Annotated in this window: 17 protein-coding genes and 2 tRNA genes; 18 read left to right on the plus strand and 1 reads right to left on the minus strand. The window is 46.2% G+C overall.

What is annotated here, in order from left to right; genetic code table 11:
- Nucleotides 1-107 precede the first annotated feature (107 nt).
- The 16 genes from AOC20_RS04010 (at nt 108) to AOC20_RS04085 (ending at nt 14,173) form a co-directional block, all read left to right on the plus strand.
- Nucleotides 108-809, plus strand: a complete 702-nt coding sequence (locus AOC20_RS04010; protein WP_215361713.1) for a CoA transferase subunit A — start codon at nt 108-110, stop codon at nt 807-809.
- Nucleotides 810-856: 47 nt separating this feature from the next.
- On the plus strand, nt 857-1,507 hold the full coding sequence (locus tag AOC20_RS04015) for a CoA transferase subunit B (protein WP_215361715.1): 651 nt from the start codon (nt 857-859) through the stop codon (nt 1,505-1,507).
- Between the two features lie 36 nt (nt 1,508-1,543).
- The gene (locus AOC20_RS09790) at nt 1,544-3,418 is read left to right on the plus strand and encodes an alpha/beta fold hydrolase (RefSeq protein WP_349814560.1); all 1,875 of its coding nucleotides are present in this window, start codon (nt 1,544-1,546) and stop codon (nt 3,416-3,418) included.
- Nucleotides 3,419-3,434: 16 nt separating this feature from the next.
- Nucleotides 3,435-5,468 carry a RelA/SpoT family protein gene (locus AOC20_RS04025; protein WP_215361718.1) on the plus strand — a complete coding sequence of 678 codons (2,034 nt, stop codon included), beginning with the start codon at nt 3,435-3,437 and terminating at the stop codon, nt 5,466-5,468.
- An 18-nt stretch (nt 5,469-5,486) separates the two neighbouring features.
- Nucleotides 5,487-5,563: transfer RNA gene (locus AOC20_RS04030), tRNA-Val, on the plus strand.
- A 124-nt stretch (nt 5,564-5,687) separates the two neighbouring features.
- Nucleotides 5,688-7,610, plus strand: coding sequence for a threonine--tRNA ligase (gene thrS / locus AOC20_RS04035; protein ID WP_215362155.1), 1,923 nt, complete (start codon nt 5,688-5,690; stop codon nt 7,608-7,610).
- Between the two features lie 33 nt (nt 7,611-7,643).
- Nucleotides 7,644-8,177: a translation initiation factor IF-3 gene (gene infC, locus AOC20_RS04040; protein ID WP_374222774.1), complete on the plus strand. Its 534-nt coding sequence runs from the start codon at nt 7,644-7,646 to the stop codon at nt 8,175-8,177.
- Between the two features lie 127 nt (nt 8,178-8,304).
- The gene (gene rpmI / locus AOC20_RS04045) at nt 8,305-8,502 is read left to right on the plus strand and encodes a 50S ribosomal protein L35 (RefSeq protein WP_011902674.1); all 198 of its coding nucleotides are present in this window, start codon (nt 8,305-8,307) and stop codon (nt 8,500-8,502) included.
- A gap of 25 nt (nt 8,503-8,527) precedes the next feature.
- Nucleotides 8,528-8,893, plus strand: coding sequence for a 50S ribosomal protein L20 (gene rplT / locus AOC20_RS04050; RefSeq protein WP_011902675.1), 366 nt, complete (start codon nt 8,528-8,530; stop codon nt 8,891-8,893).
- 25 nt (nt 8,894-8,918) lie between these two features.
- On the plus strand, nt 8,919-9,965 hold the full coding sequence (gene pheS, locus AOC20_RS04055) for a phenylalanine--tRNA ligase subunit alpha (RefSeq protein ID WP_215361721.1): 1,047 nt from the start codon (nt 8,919-8,921) through the stop codon (nt 9,963-9,965).
- Between the two features lie 32 nt (nt 9,966-9,997).
- Entirely contained in the window at nt 9,998-12,454 is a 2,457-nt protein-coding gene (gene pheT / locus AOC20_RS04060) for a phenylalanine--tRNA ligase subunit beta (RefSeq protein WP_215361723.1), read from the plus strand.
- A 53-nt stretch (nt 12,455-12,507) separates the two neighbouring features.
- Nucleotides 12,508-12,831 (plus strand): integration host factor subunit alpha, encoded by a 324-nt coding sequence (locus tag AOC20_RS04065; RefSeq protein WP_068321512.1) that lies wholly within the window; start codon nt 12,508-12,510, stop codon nt 12,829-12,831.
- Nucleotides 12,809-13,159: a MerR family transcriptional regulator gene (locus AOC20_RS04070; RefSeq protein ID WP_215361724.1), complete on the plus strand. Its 351-nt coding sequence runs from the start codon at nt 12,809-12,811 to the stop codon at nt 13,157-13,159. Before AOC20_RS04065 ends, AOC20_RS04070 begins: the two co-directional genes overlap by 23 nt.
- Before the next feature lie 25 nt (nt 13,160-13,184).
- A tRNA-Pro gene (locus tag AOC20_RS04075) sits at nt 13,185-13,261 on the plus strand.
- 32 nt (nt 13,262-13,293) lie between these two features.
- Nucleotides 13,294-13,707, plus strand: a complete 414-nt coding sequence (locus AOC20_RS04080) for a PaaI family thioesterase (protein WP_215361726.1) — start codon at nt 13,294-13,296, stop codon at nt 13,705-13,707.
- Between the two features lie 181 nt (nt 13,708-13,888).
- Nucleotides 13,889-14,173 (plus strand): H-NS histone family protein, encoded by a 285-nt coding sequence (locus tag AOC20_RS04085; protein ID WP_215361728.1) that lies wholly within the window; start codon nt 13,889-13,891, stop codon nt 14,171-14,173.
- Between the two features lie 68 nt (nt 14,174-14,241).
- Here the strand turns inward: AOC20_RS04085 and AOC20_RS04090 are convergent, their stop codons facing one another.
- A complete protein-coding gene (locus AOC20_RS04090) occupies nt 14,242-14,940 on the minus strand; it encodes a helix-turn-helix domain-containing protein (RefSeq protein WP_215361730.1) in 699 nt (232 codons plus the stop codon).
- Between the two features lie 300 nt (nt 14,941-15,240).
- Between AOC20_RS04090 and AOC20_RS04095 the strand changes: the two genes are divergently transcribed.
- Both AOC20_RS04095 and odhB read left to right on the plus strand, forming a co-directional pair.
- Entirely contained in the window at nt 15,241-18,096 is a 2,856-nt protein-coding gene (locus tag AOC20_RS04095; protein ID WP_215361732.1) for a 2-oxoglutarate dehydrogenase E1 component, read from the plus strand.
- A 48-nt stretch (nt 18,097-18,144) separates the two neighbouring features.
- Entirely contained in the window at nt 18,145-19,359 is a 1,215-nt protein-coding gene (odhB, locus tag AOC20_RS04100; RefSeq protein ID WP_215361734.1) for a 2-oxoglutarate dehydrogenase complex dihydrolipoyllysine-residue succinyltransferase, read from the plus strand.
- The last annotated feature ends 11 nt before the right edge of the window (nt 19,360-19,370 follow it).

Genomic DNA, 19,370 nt, shown 5'->3' on the forward strand with positions numbered 1-19,370 from the left:
AGTTCCAACTGCCAAAAACGGAATTAGTGCCAAGACCACCTAGATCAACAGCCCCAAAGCGTTATGATTACTTTTTTACCCTTTTTGGCAATATTAGGACAAAAGTTATGAATAAAACTTACCCATCGGCAGTTGATGCCTTGCGGGACATCTTAAAAGACGGACAAAAATTGGCGGTTGGCGGTTTTGGTCTCTGCGGCATTCCTGAGGCTTTAATTCAGGCAGTGAAGGACTTAGGTGCTCAGAACTTAACTGCTATTGCTAATAATGCTGGCGTTGATGGTTTTGGTTTGGGCTTACTGCTCAATTCACGTCAAGTGAAAAAAATGGTTGCCTCGTATGTTGGCGAGAATAAAGAGTTTGAGCGTCAGTACTTGGCTGGTGAGTTAGAGCTTGAGTTCACGCCGCAAGGAACTCTGGCTGAAAAATTGCGTGCCGGTGGTTGCGGTATTCCTGCCTTCTATACCAAAACGGGTGTAGGTACTTTAGTTGCAGAAGGTAAAGAGGAAAAAGAATTTGATGGTGAAAAATACATTATGGAACGTGCAATCGTTTCCGATATCTCTTTAGTGAAAGCTTGGAAAGCAGATAAGTCTGGGAACTTGGTCTATCGCTATACAGCGCGCAACTTTAATCCGGTTGTGGCAATGGCTGGCAAGATCACGGTAGCTGAAGTAGAGGAGATCGTGGAGAACGGTCAGCTACATCCTGATCAGATTCATACGCCTGGCATCTATGTGCACCGCTTGGTCTTGCACAAGACACCAGAAAAGCGTATTGAGCAGCGCACCATGACTGCAACAGCGTAATTCCCCAAACAGTAAAGCCATAGAACAGAATATTTAGGAAGATCGATATGCCTTGGACAAGAGATGAGATGGCAGCACGTGCTGCTAAAGAATTAAAAGACGGTTACTACGTGAACTTAGGTATTGGTATGCCAACCTTAGTAGCAAATCATGTGCCCAAAGATATGGAAGTCTGGCTTCAGTCTGAAAATGGTTTATTGGGTATTGGACCTTTTCCAACAGAAGAAACAATTGATGCAGACTTAATCAATGCTGGTAAGCAGACAATTACTACTTTACCCGGCTCATCCATTTTTTCATCGGCAGATTCTTTTGGCATGATTCGTGGCGGCAAAATCAATATTGCGATTTTGGGTGCCATGCAAGTAAGTGAATATGGTGATTTGGCTAACTGGATGATTCCAGGAAAGATGGTCAAAGGCATGGGCGGTGCGATGGACTTGGTAGCCGGCGTAAAGCATGTTGTTGTGTTGATGGAGCACGTTGCTAAGAAAAAAGATGGCACTGAAGAGCTGAAGATTTTGCCTAAGTGCACATTACCCTTGACTGGTGTAGGCGTCATTAGCCAGATCATCACCGATCTTTGCGTCTTGGACATTACCCGCTCGGGCTTGAACTTGGTTGAACTAGCTCCAGGCGTTACTAAAGAAGAGGTAATTGCTAAGACGGGAGCCCCTGTTGATACAACGGGTTTTTGAGCAATTTATCAAGATGAATGAAATAATGGGATCACTATGTCAGGATCCCATTCTTCTGATTCAAAATCCACCTTGCCAATGATGAACTCTGGAACCGATTCCTCTCTCCATGCTCATAAAAAAGGTGATGCACAGCATACCCATAGCAAGCAAGTCTCCAATCAGAATTTACTTTTAATTGCCCTTGTTCTAACTTTAGGCTTTTCAGGGGTAGAGGGTGCAGCGGCTTACTTTGCGAATTCCTTAGCATTGATCTCCGATGCCGGTCATATGGTGACTGATGCGGCAGCTCTGGGTCTTGCCTTATTGGCACAAATTATTTCTCGTCGTCCGCCATCCCCGAGGCATTCTTTTGGTTTTGGTCGTGCTGAAGCACTTGCTGCCTTTGTAAATAGTATTGTGATGCTCGCTTTAGTGGTGTGGATTGTGTATGAAGCAATCACGCGCTTCTATGATCCACATAAGGTAGATGGCTTGACGGTAACGGTTGTTGCCGCTATTGGCCTGGTGATGAATCTCGTGGTTGCATGGGTGTTATCCCGCGATAAAAAAAGTGTTAATACTCGTGCTGCCTTGGTTCATGTCATGGGCGATTTACTGGGCTCTATTGCAGCCCTGATTGCCGGTGTAGTTATTCAGCTGACAGGCTGGATGCCAATTGATGCCATTCTCTCGATTTTGGTCTCCCTTCTTATTCTGAAATCGACTATCTCCATTCTGAAAGAGTCCTATCACTTCCTCATGGAGGGTGTACCGCTTCATATCGATTACTTGCAAGTGGGTACTGATTTAAGAAATGTTCCCGGTGTGCTCGCGGTACATGATTTGCATGTCTGGGAGATGACCCCTAGCTTTCCAGCGCTGATTGGCCATATTGAAATAGCCAATATGCAAGAGTGGCCACAGATCATGGCCAGAATTAATGCGATGCTTCTAGATAAGCACGGTATCGATCACGTGACTTTACAGCCAGAAGAGGTAGGTGATGATCACGATCATGAGCATGATCACGTGAGCCATGAAGTTCACAATGAAGCACAAGCTGCAAATGTATTTCATGATGGCGAAACTTTTTATGTTGATTGCACTAGTGGCGATGAAAAACACCGCATGGCCTATCACGCTTGGGGTAATCCAAGTAATTCAGTATTGATGTGTGTTCATGGCCTCACAAGACGGGGTAGTGACTTTAAGACTCTTGCTCAAGCAATGTGCAAAGACTATTACGTAGTGTGTCCGGATATCGTTGGTCGAGGTGACTCTGATCGCCTTGCCAATCCAATGATGTATGCCGTACCTCAGTATGTATCTGATATCGCAACGTTAGTGAAGAAGTTAGGCGTCTCCCAAATTGATTGGTTAGGCACTTCGATGGGTGGTTTGATTGGTATGGTGTATGCCGCAATGCCAAACTCACCAATACGTCGTATGTTGATTAATGATGTGGGTCCCAAGATTGAGCCCGAGGCAATTAAACGCCTTGGTTCTTATGTAGGCCAGCCATTTGCTTTTGCTGATCGCGCTGCTGCAATGACTCGTTTAAATGAAATCTGCGCCACCTTTGGTGAGCATACTCCAGAGGAGTGGGAGATCTATAACGGCCCTATGCTCGTTCAGAAGGACGGTAAATGGATCATGCATTACGACCCAGATATCTCTGTACCATTTGCTTCTGTAAATCCCATCATGGCAAAAGCGGGTGAGATGGCAATGTGGCACGCATTCAAGCAGATTCATATTCCGATGTTGATTGTGCGTGGTGGTGATTCGGATCTGCTTTCTGCTGCCACCGTTGCGCAGATGTGCAAAGTCAACCCTTATGCACGGAGTATCGAGATTCCCAATGTAGGTCATGCGCCAGCATTTGTGAAGCAAGAGCAAATTGCTTTAGCAAAAGAGTTCTTTAGTTAATTACTTTTAGTTGCCGATGGCAAACCCTCCTAGCAATTCAGAAAAAGATCCAATATTCATTGATGCTTGGTATGGGGAGCCAGCAGAATCGCACGCTCTTGGGGTTTCGCAGATCCTGCAAACTCTCAACTTAGACGAGGCAACCCTCATTGCAGCAGGCAATATTGCTCGTACGCATGGCAAAGAAGCGCTTATCAAGCTTATTGGTGAAGAGTCTGCCAAGTTACTGATTGGTTACCGCGGTTTACGTCAGGCACAAGCAAAGTTGCTGCGTGACGATGGTGGCTTAAGTGTTACTGGCCAAGAAGAGATGCTCCGAAAAATGCTTTTAGCGTTCGGTGATGACTTAAGGGTAGTTCTGATTTACCTTGCCTCCCGCCTGCAGACCTTACGTTGGATTACACAAGAGAAGATTGACATGCCTGCAGCTTGGGCTCAAGAAATTCTCAACATCGATGCCTCATTGGCCAATCGTCTAGGTATTTGGCAGATGAAGTGGGAGATGGAGGACTTGGCATTTCGGGCTCTCTCACCGCAAACTTATCGAGAGATCGCTAAGATGCTCGATGCAAAACGGATTGAGCGCCAATTATTCATCGATCAAATCGTCTTGCAATTACAAGCAGAATTAAAAGCTGCTCACATTGAAGGTGAAGTACTTGGTAGACCAAAACATATCTATAGCATCTGGAAAAAGATGGAAGGCAAATCCTTAGATTTTGCTAATCTGTATGACGTCAGAGCATTTCGCGTTTTGGTTGATGATGTGAAGTCTTGTTATGCCGTGCTAGGTATCGTGCACAACGTCTGGCAACCAGTTCCTCGCGAGTTTGATGATTACATCGCAAGACCTAAGCCAAACGGTTATCAATCCCTGCATACAGTGGTGATGAATGAGGATGGCACTGCCTTTGAGGTTCAGGTGCGTACACAAGAAATGCATCAGCAGGCTGAATTTGGTTTGGCTGCGCATTGGCGTTACAAAGAGGGCGCTTATATTGGTATGGCAACGCCGCCCAATCCTGTAAAAACCAATAAGCCCAGTATTGCCCATCAACAAGGCACGCATAGTGCTGAGGTGGCCTATGAGAGGCAGATTGCCTGGGCTCGTCAGCTGATCTCTTGGAAAGAAGATGCATGGGAGCAACTCAAACATCATGAGATTGATGATCACATTTACGTACTTACTCCTTTAGGAAAAGTGATCTCCCTGGAGAAGGGTTCAACACCGATTGATTTTGCTTATGCAGTCCATACAAATCTAGGTCATCGCTGCAGAGGCGCACGAGTAGATGGCGCGATGGTGCCGCTAGAGACAGCGTTAATGAATGGTCAAACCATAGAGATCATCGCTGTTAAACATGGTGGTCCATCACGGGATTGGATTAGTCCCGATAAAAATTATGTGCGCTCACAAAGAGCGCGTCAACGAGTGCGTGCTTGGTTTAATGCGCTTGATGATGAAGAGGCTGGTCAGTCGCACAAGGCTGTAGAAAATAAACCAGACGCAAACTCAGATATCAAAGTCGTGGCCACTGCGCCTGAAATTGTTCTGCGTAGTAGCAGTCATAAAGCGGGACGAGGTGGAGATGTTTTGGTGGTTGGCGTGGATTCTTTACTCACGCAGTTGGCTCGTTGCTGCCGGCCTGTTCCTCCGGATGCCATCGCAGGCTTTGTGACGCAAGGTAGAGGAGTCTCCATACATCGGCGCTCCTGCAAAACATTTAGAGGTTTATTAGAAAGAGCACCAGAGCGCGTGATTCAAACTGCGTGGACTGCTTCTGCGGCTGATCCCGTGGCAAATCAAGAGCAAAAAAAGGTGTTTCCTGCGGATTTAGTAGTGACGGGCTTAGATCGACCTGAGTTAATGCGGGAGCTGTTTGAGATTCTCACTAGGCAAGGCGTTCATGTCATTGATCTGCGTAAATCCGCTAAAAAAGGCCTTACCCAGATCCTTTTAACGATTGAGGTGAAGGATTCCGAGGTCCTACGACTGGTGCAAAACAGCTTAGAAGAGGTCAAAGGGGTCACCCAAGTGCGCCGCCGGTGATAAACTCTATGGCTATATAGGCTCGTAGCTCAGCTGGTTAGAGCACCACCTTGACATGGTGGGGGTCGTTGGTTCGAGTCCAATCGAGCCTACCAACGAATAAGACCCAAAAAGGATCTCCATTAGGAATCCAAAGAGGCGCGGATGCCCAAAAGCTACCGCGCTTTCTTTTTGGGAAAGATGTCAGAAATGAAGTTCAGTAAAGAAGATGGGGTCATCATGCTTGTAGTTACTCTGCCCGATGGATCAAAACGTGAGTTTGAGGCACCAGTTCGCGTTGCGGATGTGGCTCAAAGCATCGGTAGTGGTCTTGCAAAAGCTGCCTTGGGCGGCATAGTTGATGGCAAGATGGTGGATACCAGTTTTGTCATTGATAAAGATAGCCAACTTGCCATCATTACTGATAAGAGTCCAGAAGCCTTAGAGATTGTTCGCCACTCGACTGCACATTTATTAGCGTATGCCGTTAAAGAATTATTCCCTGAAGCACAGGTCACAATTGGCCCAGTGATCGAGAATGGTTTTTACTATGACTTTTCTTATCATCGTCCATTTACTCCGGATGACTTAGTTGCTTTAGAAAAGAAAATGACTGAGCTCTCTAAAAAAGATGAGCCGGTGACTCGTACTGTGATGCCGCGCGATGACGCAGTTGAGTTTTTTAAAAAGCAGGGCGAAAACTACAAAGCAGAATTGATTGCCAGCATTCCTCAAGGCGAAGATGTTTCTTTATATGCCGAAGGTAAGTTCACTGATTTATGTCGTGGGCCTCACGTACCATCCACTGGTAAGCTCAAGGTATTTAAGCTCATGAAGCTGGCTGGCGCTTACTGGCGTGGCGATAGCAAGAATGAGATGTTGCAGCGTATTTACGGTACAGCCTGGTTACGTAAAGAAGATCAAGATGCTTACTTGCATATGCTTGAAGAGTCTGAGAAGCGAGATCATCGCCGCCTCGGCAAACAACTCGATTTATTCCATTTCCAAGAAGAAGCTCCAGGTTTAATTTTCTGGCATCCAAAAGGCTGGTCTATTTGGCAAGAAGTTGAGCAATACATGCGTCGTGTATATCAACAAGAAGGCTATCAAGAAGTTAAAGCACCACAGATTTTGGATCGCGGTCTTTGGGAAAAATCAGGCCACTGGGAAAACTACAAAGAAAATATGTTTACGACGGAGTCGGAGAATCGTGCGTATGCATTAAAGCCGATGAACTGTCCAGGTCACGTACAAATTTATAACTCGGGTTTGCATAGCTATCGTGAATTGCCATTGCGCTTTGGTGAGTTTGGTCAATGTCACCGCAATGAACCGTCGGGCGCCTTACATGGTTTGATGCGTGTACGTGGTTTCACACAAGACGATGGCCATATTTTCTGTACTGAAGATCAAATTCAATCTGAGGTTGCAGCTTTTGATAAAGCAGTGCGCGCCGTCTATCAAGATTTTGGCTTTACCGAAGTGGCTGTAAAGCTCGCTTTACGTCCTGCTAAGCGTGTCGGTGACGATGCAATATGGGATAAAGCTGAAGAGGCACTTCGTGGCGCCCTCAAGGCTTCTGGCCAAGAATGGGAAGAATTGCCAGGCGAGGGTGCTTTTTACGGTCCGAAGATCGAATATCACCTCAAGGACTCTATTGGGCGTACATGGCAGTGCGGCACGATCCAGGTGGACTTCTCCATGCCGGCCCGTTTAGGTGCTGAATATGTGGCTGAAGACAATAGTCGTAAGACTCCAGTCATGCTCCATAGGGCAATTGTGGGCTCTTTAGAGCGTTTTATCGGTATTTTGATTGAAAATCACGCTGGAAACATGCCAGTTTGGCTGGCTCCGACCCAAGCTGTAGTCCTCAATATCTCGGGAAATTCTGCTGCATACGCACAAAAAGTGCAGCAATTACTGAAAAAACAAGGGTTTAGAGTCGAATCGGATTTGCGGAACGAGAAAATTACGTATAAAATACGCGAGCACGCATTACAGAAGATCCCATTTTTATTGGTTGTAGGGGATAAAGAATCTGAAAGTAATACGGTGGCCGTTCGTGCCCGTGGCGGAGTGGATTTAGGTGTAATGCCTATTGATGCTTTCGTTGCCCGACTCCAGCAGGATGTATCCCAAAAAGTCGGACCCGAGCCTAGCTAGGGTTAGAACGGTTTTTATTGTTTTTTTAAAGGAATTAAGAAGATCGCTACTGAAAAATTGCAGCGCATAAACCGGGAAATTACTGCTCCTGAAGTGCGTTTGATTGGAATAGATGGAGAGCCCATCGGTGTAGTTAAGTTGAGTGAAGCCTTGGCTTTAGCAGAAGAGAAAGAAACCGACTTGGTTGAAATTGCTCCGACTGCTGTGCCACCTGTAGTCCGCATCATGGACTTTGGCAAATTCAAATACCAAGAAGCTAAGCGGATGCATGAAGCAAAGCTGAAGCAAAAAGTTATTCAGGTGAAGGAAGTGAAATTCCGCCCTGGTACTGATGATGGTGACTACGGTGTGAAGCTACGCAATCTAATCCGCTTTTTGGAAGATGGCGATAAGACAAAGATTACGCTGCGGTTTCGGGGTCGTGAAATGGCCCACCAAGAAATCGGAGTCAGAATGTTGGAGCGTTTGAAGTTGGATCTCGTTGAATACGGCCAAGTCGAACAGTTTCCAAAGATGGAAGGCCGCCAGATGGTGATGGTATTGGCCCCCATTCGTAAGGCTAAGTAACCAGGTTCTACCTGGTTCTTATGTAGGGAGGCACTGAAAGGTGCTGGTAGTTTGAAGTGCTCCTAGGTACAGGAAGCGTAACCGTCGGTTACCACCTATGTTGCACAAGTAATTGAAGGGGTGCTTTATGCCCAAGATGAAGAGCAAGAGTAGCGCTAAAAAGCGCTTCACGGTTCGCGCAGGCGGAACGATTAAACGAGGTCAGGCTTTCAAACGCCACATCCTCACCAAGAAGACCACAAAGAATAAGCGTCACCTCCGTGGTTCCACAGAAGTTGCGAAAGCTGACGTTAAGTCAATTCGCTCCATGCTTCCATACGCTTAACCTCAGACTAGATTAGGAGAATTAAATGCCAAGAGTCAAACGTGGGGTTACAGCAAGAGCCCGTCATAAGAAAATCACCGATGCTGCTACAGGTTACCGTGGCCGTCGCAAGAACGTATTCCGTATTGCTAAGCAAGCGGTTATGCGTGCTGGTCAATATGCATATCGTGACCGTCGCAATAAGAAACGTGTATTCCGCGCTTTGTGGATTGCTCGTATCAACGCGGCAGTTCGTCAGCATGACATGACCTATAGCGTATTCATGAATGGTATGAAGAAAGCCGCAATCGAACTCGATCGCAAAGTGCTTTCTGATATGGCCATTGCTGACAAAGCGGCTTTCGCTGCTTTGGTTACTCGGATCAAATCCGTAGTAAACGCTGCAGCTTAATCTTAGTTTTTTAAACTAAGCTGCAATGGTTTCTCTCGACCACATTGTCGAGGATGCTAAACGTGATTTCCTCGGAGCTGCCGATGCGGCAGCTCTAGAGGACGCGAAAGCCAAGTATCTCGGTAAGTCAGGTGTTCTCACTGAGCGTTTAAAAGCGCTTGGTGGAATGTCGCCTGAGGAGCGCAAGAGTGCTGGCGCCCAAATTAATCAAATCAAAACTCAAGTAGAAACTGCATTACAAGAGCGTCGCCAAGCATTGGCTGATGCTGTGTTAATGCAACGTCTCGCGGCAGAGTCCATTGACGTATCCTTGCCTGGCCGTGGCCAAGCAGTAGGTAGCTTACATCCTGTAATGCGAACCTGGGAACGTGTTGAGGAGATCTTCCGTTCGATTGGTTTTGATGTAGCAGACGGCCCAGAAATTGAAACCGATTGGTTTAATTTCACCGCCTTAAATAGTCCTGAGAATCATCCTGCGCGATCAATGCAGGATACCTTTTACATTGATGGCAAAGACTCGAACGAGAAGCCTTTGTTATTACGCACGCATACCAGCCCCATTCAGGTTCGTTATGCAAGTGAGCATGTCAAGAAATACGCCAACACTGATGTGATGCCACCAATTAAAGTGATTGCACCAGGAAGAACCTATCGTGTAGATAGTGATGCAACGCATTCTCCGATGTTCCATCAAGTTGAAGGCCTCTGGATTGCAGAAACAGTTTCTTTTGCAGATCTAAAGGGTGTATACACCGATTTCTTGAGAACCTTCTTTGAAACAAATGAATTACAGGTTCGTTTCCGCCCTTCGTATTTCCCATTCACAGAACCTTCTGCTGAAATCGATATGGCTTTTGGTAGCGGTAAGCTTGCCGGCCGCTGGTTAGAGATCTCTGGGGCAGGGCAGGTGCATCCAAACGTACTGCGTAATATGGGTATCGACCCAGAACGCTATACCGGCTTTGCCTTTGGTTCTGGTTTAGAGCGTTTAACGATGTTACGTTATGGCGTTGACGATTTACGTCTTTTCTTTGAAAACGATCTTCGTTTCTTAGCGCAGTTCCCTGCATAACAAATCAATATTACAAATTTATATAGAGCGCTATGCAATTTTCTGAATCTTGGCTTCGTCAGTATGTAAACCCATCACTCGACAGTGATGCACTGGGTCATGCAATGACAATGGCTGGTTTAGAGGTTGAAGAGCAGCATTCAGTTGCACCTGCATTTACCAAGATCGTCGTTGCACAGATTCTGTCTGCAGAGCAACACCCAGATGCAGATCGTTTACGAGTTTGCAAAGTAGATGCGGGTACCGGTCAAGAACTGCAAATCGTATGTGGAGCTCCTAACGCACGTGCTAGTATCAAAATCCCATGCGCGATAGTTGGTGCTGAGCTGCCTCCAGCTGAAGCAGGTGGCAAGCCATTCATGATTAAGGTTGGCAAGCTGCGTGGTGTTGAGAGTCAAGGCATGCTCTGCTCAGGTCGTGAACTTGGTTTAGGTGATGATCACGAAGGCATTCTCGAGTTACCTGAAGATGCCCCAGTTGGAAAAGATATTCGTGAGTACCTCAATCTCGATGATCAAATCTTTGTCATTAAATTAACGCCAAACAAAGCCGATTGCCTCTCATTAATGGGGATGGCAAGAGAAGTCTCAGCAATCACTGGCGCTACACTCTGTGCGCCAAAGTGGACTCCGCCTGCAGTAACAATCGAAGATAAGCGTAAAGTCACAGTAGAAAATAAAGAGCTTTGCGGACGCTTTGCTGGTCGAGTAATTCGTGGTGTGAATCCGCAAGCTAAAACTCCTGATTGGATGATTCAGCGTCTTTGTAATGCTGGTCAAAGAAGTATTTCTGCTTTGGTGGATCTATCTAACTATGTGATGTTAGAAATGGGCCAACCAACCCATGTATTTGATATTGATAAATTGAATGGCGATATCAATGTTCGCTGGGCAAAAGCAGGTGAAACACTGGAGCTTCTCAACGGTCAAACAGTGACCTTGCAAGGCCCAGACTCTGCAGGCAAGATGCAAGAAGCAGGGGTTGTTGCTGATCAGAATGGTCCAGTAGCACTTGCAGGCATCATGGGCGGAAATCACTGCGCAGTAACTGATGACACTGAGAATATCTATGTTGAAGCGGCTTATTGGTTGCCTTCAGCAATCCAAGGACGTGCACGTCGTTTTAATTTCAGCACAGATGCTGCTCATCGTTTTGAACGCGGCGTAGATCCGCAAAACACAGTTAATTGCTTGGAATATCTCAGTGCTTTAATCATTGAGGTTTGCGGTGGTCAAGCAGGCCCTGTCGATGATCAAGTTCTCAATCTTCCTGAGCGTAAGCCGGTCAAAATGCGTTTGGCTAGGGCCGAAAAAGTTATCGGCATTCCACTAACAAGTGAAGTAGTAGCGGATGTATTTAAGCGTCTCGGTTTTGAATTCAAGCAAGAGGGTGATGCTTTTGTTGTTACACCTCCAAGCTATCGCTTTGATATTGAAATCGAAGAAGACTTAATTGAAGAAGTCGCACGCATGTACGGCTTTGAAAATATCCCTGATCAACCACCAGTAGCCTCATTGAAGATGAGTGCTAAAGCGGAAGCGAAGCGTGGTATTCATTTATTGCGTCAACGTTTAGCTTTGCAAGGTTACCAAGAGGCGGTCAACTTTGGTTTCACGGATCTTGAAAGTGAGCAGCGTTTAGCGGGAGCTAAAGAGCAGGACCTCATTAAGGTGCTCAATCCAATCGCCAATCAATATGGCGTGATGCGCAGCAATCTATGGGGTGGCTTGCTTGGCAACCTTAAAGCTAATTTGAACCGCGGAGCAGGTCGTGTTCGCTTGTTTGAGACTGGTCGCGTATTTAAGCGTGACTCTAATGTGCAAGAAGAAGCTGGCAAAGTAACCGGTTTTCATCAACCGCAAAAAATCGGTGGCCTTGCTTATGGTTCATTCGTACCTGAGCAGTGGGCTAATGCAACGCGTGCAGTAGATTTCTTTGATGTAAAGGGTGACCTTGAGCGTGTTTTAGATCCGCTTCATTTTGTAACAGAAGGCGCACAACATCCAGCACTGCATCCCGGTCGCTCTGCCCGGGTAACTTTGAAGTCCGGAAAAAACAATATTGCCATTGGTTGGATAGGTGAATTGCATCCTGGTTTGCAACAAGCCTACGAATTACCGCAAGCACCAGTTCTATTTGAGTTGGATTTAGATCCTATTCGCGAACTGGGTTTACCGATTCCAGAAGAGTTAAGTAAATTTCCTGCAGTGCAACGAGATTTAGCTTTGGTAGTCAAGCAAAGTGTTTCCGCGCAATCTTTATTGGATGCCATGTTTGCAAGTAAGCAGAATTTTGTGCGCAATATTGAGCTCTTTGATGAGTTCAAACCTAAGGCAGGATCGAGCAGCATGGCCGATGACGAGAAAAGCTTAGCTTTCCGAGTCAACCTCCTAAACCCTAGTGAAACTTTGCAGGACCCCCAAATTGATGCAGTAATGGCTGCTTTATTGAGCGCCGTTGAGAAAAAATGCGCAGCGCGTCTTCGCTAGGTTTAATATTAGGCATAAATCAAATAATTAATTAGTTACCAAAGAGACAAGCAATGACTGAATTGATTTCTAACGACACCGTTACCAAGAATGAGCTATCTGAAGCTCTCTTTGATCAAGTGGGACTAAATAAGCGTGAAGCGAAAGACATGATTGATGCTTTCTTTGATCGCATTGGCCAGTCACTTGAGACGGGTGTTGAAGTCAAGATTTCAGGCTTTGGTAATTTCCAGTTGCGCAATAAATCGGCTCGTCCTGGCCGAAATCCAAAAACAGGTCAAATGATTCCGATTGCTGCCAGACGCGTAGTTACTTTTCACGCCAGTCAAAAGCTTAAAGATGTAGTGGAGTCACATGCTCGAGAAAACCGAGTTTGATGCCAGCTCAGCGCTGCTGAGCTCTCAACTTCCTCCGATACCCGCTAAGCGTTACTTCACTATTGGTGAGGTAGCCGATCTTTGCGGTGTTCGCTCACACGTTCTGCGCTATTGGGAGCAGGAGTTTACCCAGCTTAGCCCTCAGAAGCGTCGTGGTAACCGCCGCTATTACCAGCATCATGAGGTGGTCTTAATTAGAAAAATTCGTTCACTTCTGTACGAAGAAGGATTTACGATTAGTGGTGCACGCAATCGCCTTGAGGAAGCTCGCGGCGACTTACGTCTTCGCGAAGAATTACAAGCCGTTCTGCAGATTCTCTCTAAATAGTTACTGCTACAATTTTGTCTTTCGTCGGGGCGTAGCGCAGCCTGGTAGCGTACATGCATGGGGTGCATGTGGTCGGAGGTTCAAATCCTCTCGCCCCGACCATTCAAATCCTCAATCTCTAAAGTGCCCACTCCATGACAAGTACAAATAAATCCATTGAATACTTCGGCCTAAAAATTCCTTTTTTGGCGCATTTAGGTGTGGTTCCGGAATATGCAAAAGACGGGAAGTCTCGTATCAGTCTAGAAATAAGGCCTGAGTATGAGAATAGTTTTGGTATCGCGCATGGCGGCGTCATCATGACCCTGTTAGATTTTGCGATGGGGGCAGCAGCCAGAAGTACTACAGATGTCCCTTTGGGTGCGATGACTATAGATATGACCGTGAGCTTCCTACGGCCTAGTGTTGGCAAAATTGCGGTTGAAGGCAGTATCCTGAAGTCCGGTAAAACGATTAATTATTGTGAAGCCATTGTTTTGAATGAGGCGGGGGAGATAACCGCTAAATCTAGTGGCACATTTATGCTTAGAAAATCAGGTGCACCTTGATTAATCATAGTATTTATAATGATTATATATTTTATTTAATTTAATTAATATAGCACTATTAAATATAAGTTAATCATCCGATAATATATTGCCTGATAGATTAATTTATATATAATGATCTTCTATTACAGATTAATATAGTCTGTATATAACAATTTATTACTCGGAGATTGAAAACAATATGCCTTCTTACAAAGAGCTTTTAGCCCAACGTGAGCAGTTGGATAAACAGATTAAAGAAGCAATTGCCTTGGAAAAGGCTGATGGTATCGCTAAGGCTAAGTTAATTATTGAGCAGTACAACCTTACCGCTACTGATTTATTTAGCCGTAAAGCCGGCGTTAAAAGTACTGGTGGCAAGGTAGCCCCTAAGTATCGCAATTCCTCTACAGGTGAGACTTGGACTGGTCGCGGTAAAGCGCCTAAGTGGATTGAGGGTAGGGATCGTAGCAGCTACTTGATCTAAGCTATTGTTTTAATTGAGTTTAAATGTAAAGGCCGCTCTTTAGCGGCCTTTTCTTTCCTTTGCTTGCCCTAAACACACTTTCTAGCAAGAGCCTCCACAAATAAGGGTTCAAGCAAGTCATGTCTGGATCCCTGTGCCCATGCATCTTCTGCCTCTGGATTGGTGGCAGGATAGCCAATAATGAGCGGATTAAGGTCAATTAAGCCGTTTTCAAGCTCCTTTTTAATATTTTCACTCAAAGGGTGCTTGGCGCCGGAATTTTCATCAACCAGTGTTACTACCCCAGGGTGAAGCTTAATAAAACCTTCATCTACTAAAATAGGTATGCGCTGTGTGTCCTTGTTTTTACTCAGATAATGTATCAGATGAACCTGCTCAACAGGGGGTATAAGGGCATCCAAAAAGATGAGATCAGGGGCAATTGAGACTGCTTTCATGAGCCCCTCTAGGCTATCAACCGCCATTTCCATATCAACTTTGAGTTGCCAGTCGGCAATAGATTCCATTAGCTCCTGACCATTCTCAGATCGTCTAAATATCCCCATGGCTACGCAGTTTTGGGTAGTTTTTTGCCGCATGGCTCTTTTTCTGCGTTGTAACTGCTGCTCTAAAGAGCTGGCCAATATTCGCCTGTGTCCGCCACGGGTTTTCCAGGCAATCAGCTCACCGAGTTCTACCATTTTCTGAACTGTACCCAAGGAAACCTGCAAAATCTTGGCGCTTTGACGAGTACTGAGATATTCCGTTTCTGGGGTAATTGATTTCATATTTCCCTTGATTTCATTTAATTGTTTGAAGATTTAGAGAATAAAAATCAAATCCATTTGAATCTGTCGGCAAACCTTTAAAGCGGGGTAGGAAAGTTCTTATTCATTCCTCTTGGATAGGGAGATACCCCTGAATCCCTGAAAATCAGGGAAAGCCCTTTATGTATCAATGGTCATTCGTGTTAAATTACTGTCGTAGTACCGGTATTTGCACAGATCAATTCGTGAAGCGGTATAGCCGTAGAGCGGATGGTTTTAACCACAGTTTTTAATCGGGAAACCCGATGAAAGGTGAGCATCATGATGCAGGATCAAAGAGATAACTCCTATCTCTTCGGCGGAAACGCCCCCTACGTAGAGGAACTCTACGAATCCTACTTGCACGATCCAGCTTCCGTAGCTGATCACTGGCGAGATTATTTCGATAACGTAAAACAGGTTCCAGCAGTTGACGGTTCATCTAGAACTGACATTGCCCATGGACCGATTGTTGCTTCATTTGCTGAGCGCGCTAAGCAAGGTCCTATCAGAACGATTTCTGATTCGGCTGACTCAGAGATGGGCCGCAAACGCGTTGCTGTTCAGCAGTTAATTGCCGCGTATCGTAACGTTGGCAATCGCTGGGCAAACTTAGATCCATTAAAGCGGACAGAGCGCCAGGATATTCCTGAGTTAGATCCCGCTTTCTATGGCTTCACTGATGGCGATATGGATATCGTCTTCAATACCAGTAATACATTCTTCGGCAAAAACGAAATGTCCTTGCGCGATTTGCTTCAAGCATTGCGCGAAACCTATTGCGGCACGATTGGTGTCGAGTTCATGTTTATTGCCGACCAGAAAATTAAGAAGTGGTGGCAAGAAAAATTAGAGTCTATTCGCTCAACTCCACAATTTAATGTGGAAGAGAAGCGTCAGATCTTGGATCGCGTGACTGCTGCTGAAGGCTTAGAGCGTTACCTCCAGGCCAAATACGTTGGTCAAAAGCGCTTCTCCCTCGAGGGTGGTGAAAGTTTCATCGCCTGTATGGATGAGCTAATCCGTGATGCTGGTAATAAAGGCGTTCAAGAGATTGTGATTGGTATGGCCCACCGCGGTCGTCTCAACGTACTGGTAAATACTCTAGGCAAGATGCCAAAAGACTTGTTTGCTGAGTTTGAGCACAAGGGCCCAGAAACATTGCCTGCCGGTGACGTTAAATACCACCAAGGTTTCTCCAGCGATATTTCCACTCCTGGCGGACCGGTTCACTTGTCATTGGCATTTAACCCATCCCATTTAGAGATCGTTAACCCAGTCGTTGAAGGCTCTGCTCGCGCTCGTATGGAGCGTCGTGGTGACATGTTGGGTGAGCAAGTAATGCCAGTGTTAGTTCACGGTGATGCAGCGATTGCAGGTCAGGGTGTAATGCAAGAGACTTTGGCGATGTCTGAAGTACGTGGGTATTCCACTGGCGGCACCGTCCATATCGTTATTAATAATCAGATTGGTTTCACTACATCAGATCCGCGCGACTTGCGTTCGAGTTTGTATTGCACCGACATCATGAAGATTGTGGATGCGCCTGTATTGCATGTAAATGGTGATGATCCTGAAGCGGTAGTTTTAGCTACAAAGTTAGCTCTTGAATTCCGCATGAAGTTTCACAAGGATGTTGCAATTGACATTATCTGCTTCCGTAAATTGGGTCACAACGAGCAAGATACGCCTGCAATGACCCAGCCTTTGATGTACAAAATTATTGCTGCGCATCCTGGCACACGTAAGGTTTATGCCGACAGATTAGAAGCTCAAGGTGTATTACCTGTTGGTACCGGCGACCTGATGGTCAAAGAGTACCGTGCCGCGATGGACGAGGGTAAGCAAACTTCTGATCCAGTCTTGAGTAACTTCAAAGGTAAGTTTGCGGTTGATTGGGCGCCTTTCTTGAATAAGAAGTGGACTGATGAAGCCGATACAGCGATTCCATTAACTGAGTGGAAACGTTTGGCCGAGAAGATTTCAACCATTCCAGCCGACTTCAAGGCTCATCCATTAGTTGCGAAGGTCTATAACGATCGCGCAGCAATGGGTCGTGGCGAGGCAAATGTTGACTGGGGCATGGGTGAGCACATGGCTTTCGCTTCCTTGGTTGCAAGCGGTTATCCAGTACGTTTATCTGGCGAAGATAGCGGACGCGGTACCTTTACCCACCGTCATGCGGTATTGCATGAGCAAAACCGTGAGAAGTGGGATACCGGCACTTACATTGCGCTCCAGCATGTGACTAAAGATCAAGCACCGTTTGTGGTGATTGACTCGATTCTTTCTGAAGAGGCGGTACTTGGTTTTGAATACGGTTACGCCGCTGCAGAACCGAACACCTTAACTATTTGGGAAGCGCAGTTCGGTGACTTTGCTAACGGCGCTCAAGTGGTTATTGACCAGTTCATCGCATCAGGTGAGGTGAAGTGGGGTCGCGCCAACGGTTTGGTCATGATGTTGCCGCACGGTTATGAGGGCCAGGGTCCAGAGCATTCCTCTGCACGTCTGGAGCGTTTCATGCAGTTGTGTGCTGATACCAATATGCAAGTGATTCAGCCGACTACTGCTGCGCAAATCTTCCACGTATTGCGTCGTCAGATGATTCGTCAGTTCCGCAAGCCGCTGATCTTGATGACACCAAAATCATTGCTGCGTAATAAAGAAGCTGCGTCACCTTTATCTGAGTTCACAAAAGGCGGTTTCCAAACTGTGATTGGTGAGCGTGATGACACCATTGATCCAAAGCAAGTTACCCGTTTGGTAATGTGCTCAGGCAAGGTCTATTACGACTTGGTGAAGCAGCGTGCTGAGAAGAAGATTGGCGATGTTGCCATTATTCGCTTAGAGCAGTTGTATCCATTCCCGCACAAAGCAGTGACTGCTGAAATGAAAAAGTATCCAAAGCTAGAGGATGTGGTGTGGTGTCAAGATGAGCCACAAAACCAAGGTGCCTGGTTCTTTGTACAGCACAATATCTTGGAAAATATGTCTGATGGCATGAAGTTGGGCTATGCGGGCCGTCCTGCATCAGCATCACCAGCTTGTGGTTACGCCCATCTCCACCAAGAACAGCAGAAGTCATTACTGAATGCGGCATTTGCCAAACTCAAAGGTTACGTGATCACGAAATAATCGTCTTCATAACTCAACATACACACAAATATATAAACAGGATTAATCATGGCTATTTTCGAAGTTAAAGTTCCCCAACTCTCAGAGTCAGTTGCTGAAGCAACTTTGTTGCAATGGAAAAAGAAGGTTGGTGACGCTGTCGGTCAAGACGAGATCTTGATCGAAATCGAAACAGATAAAGTGGTTCTCGAAGTTCCGGCACCTTCCGCTGGTGTTTTGACAGAAATCGTAGTTGCTGACGGTGGCACTGTAGTTGCTGAGCAGTTGATTGCAAAGATCGATAGCACCGCTGTTGCAGCCGCCGCTCCTGCTGCCGCTGCACCTGCAGCTGCACCAGCTGCTGCTCCTGCAGCAGCCCCAGCAAAAGCAGCGGCTCCTGCCGCTAAAGCGGGCGCAGCTGCTGCTCCTTCTGCTGCAAAAATTCTGGCGGAGAAGGGTGTCGACGCTGGACAAGTTGCTGGTTCTGGACGCGATGGCCGCATCACTAAAGGCGATGCATTGAACGCTTCTGCAGGTGGAGCTAAGTCTGCTGCATTGCCAAGCGCACCAATCCCGATGGGCGATCGCCCTGAAGAGCGCGTTCCAATGAGCCGCTTGCGTGCTCGTATTGCTGAGCGTTTGCTTGAGTCACAAGCCAACAACGCTATCTTGACTACTTTCAATGAAGTCAATATGGGTCCAGTAATTGCTTTGCGTAATAAATACAAAGATCAATTTGAGAAGACTCATGGCGTGAAGTTAGGCTTCATGTCTTTCTTCGTAAAAGCAGCGACACACGCTTTGAAGAAATTCCCATTACTCAATGCCTCTGTTGATGGTAACGACATCGTTTACCACGGCTACTTTGATATTGGTATCGCAGTGAGCTCACCGCGTGGCTTGGTAGTGCCAATTCTGCGTGACGTTGACCAAATGAACTTGGCCGACATCGAGAAGAAGATTGCTGAGTTTGGTACTAAGGCTCGCGAAGGGAAGTTGTCTATTGAAGAGTTGACTGGCGGTACATTCTCCATCTCTAACGGTGGCGTATTTGGTTCCATGCTCTCTACACCGATCATCAACCCACCGCAATCTGCAATTTTGGGTATCCACGCAACTAAGGACCGTGCTGTAGTTGAAAATGGTCAAGTCGTTGTGCGCCCAATTAACTACCTGGCTTTGTCGTACGATCACCGCATCATTGACGGCCGCGAGGCTGTGCTTGGTTTGGTTGCTATGAAGGATGCGTTGGAAGATCCTTCACGTCTTCTCCTTGATTTGTAAGAAGGGAAGAT

Origin of the sequence: Polynucleobacter ibericus, assembly GCF_018687955.1 — a bacterium.
Classification (GTDB): Bacteria; Pseudomonadota; Gammaproteobacteria; order Burkholderiales; family Burkholderiaceae; genus Polynucleobacter; species Polynucleobacter ibericus.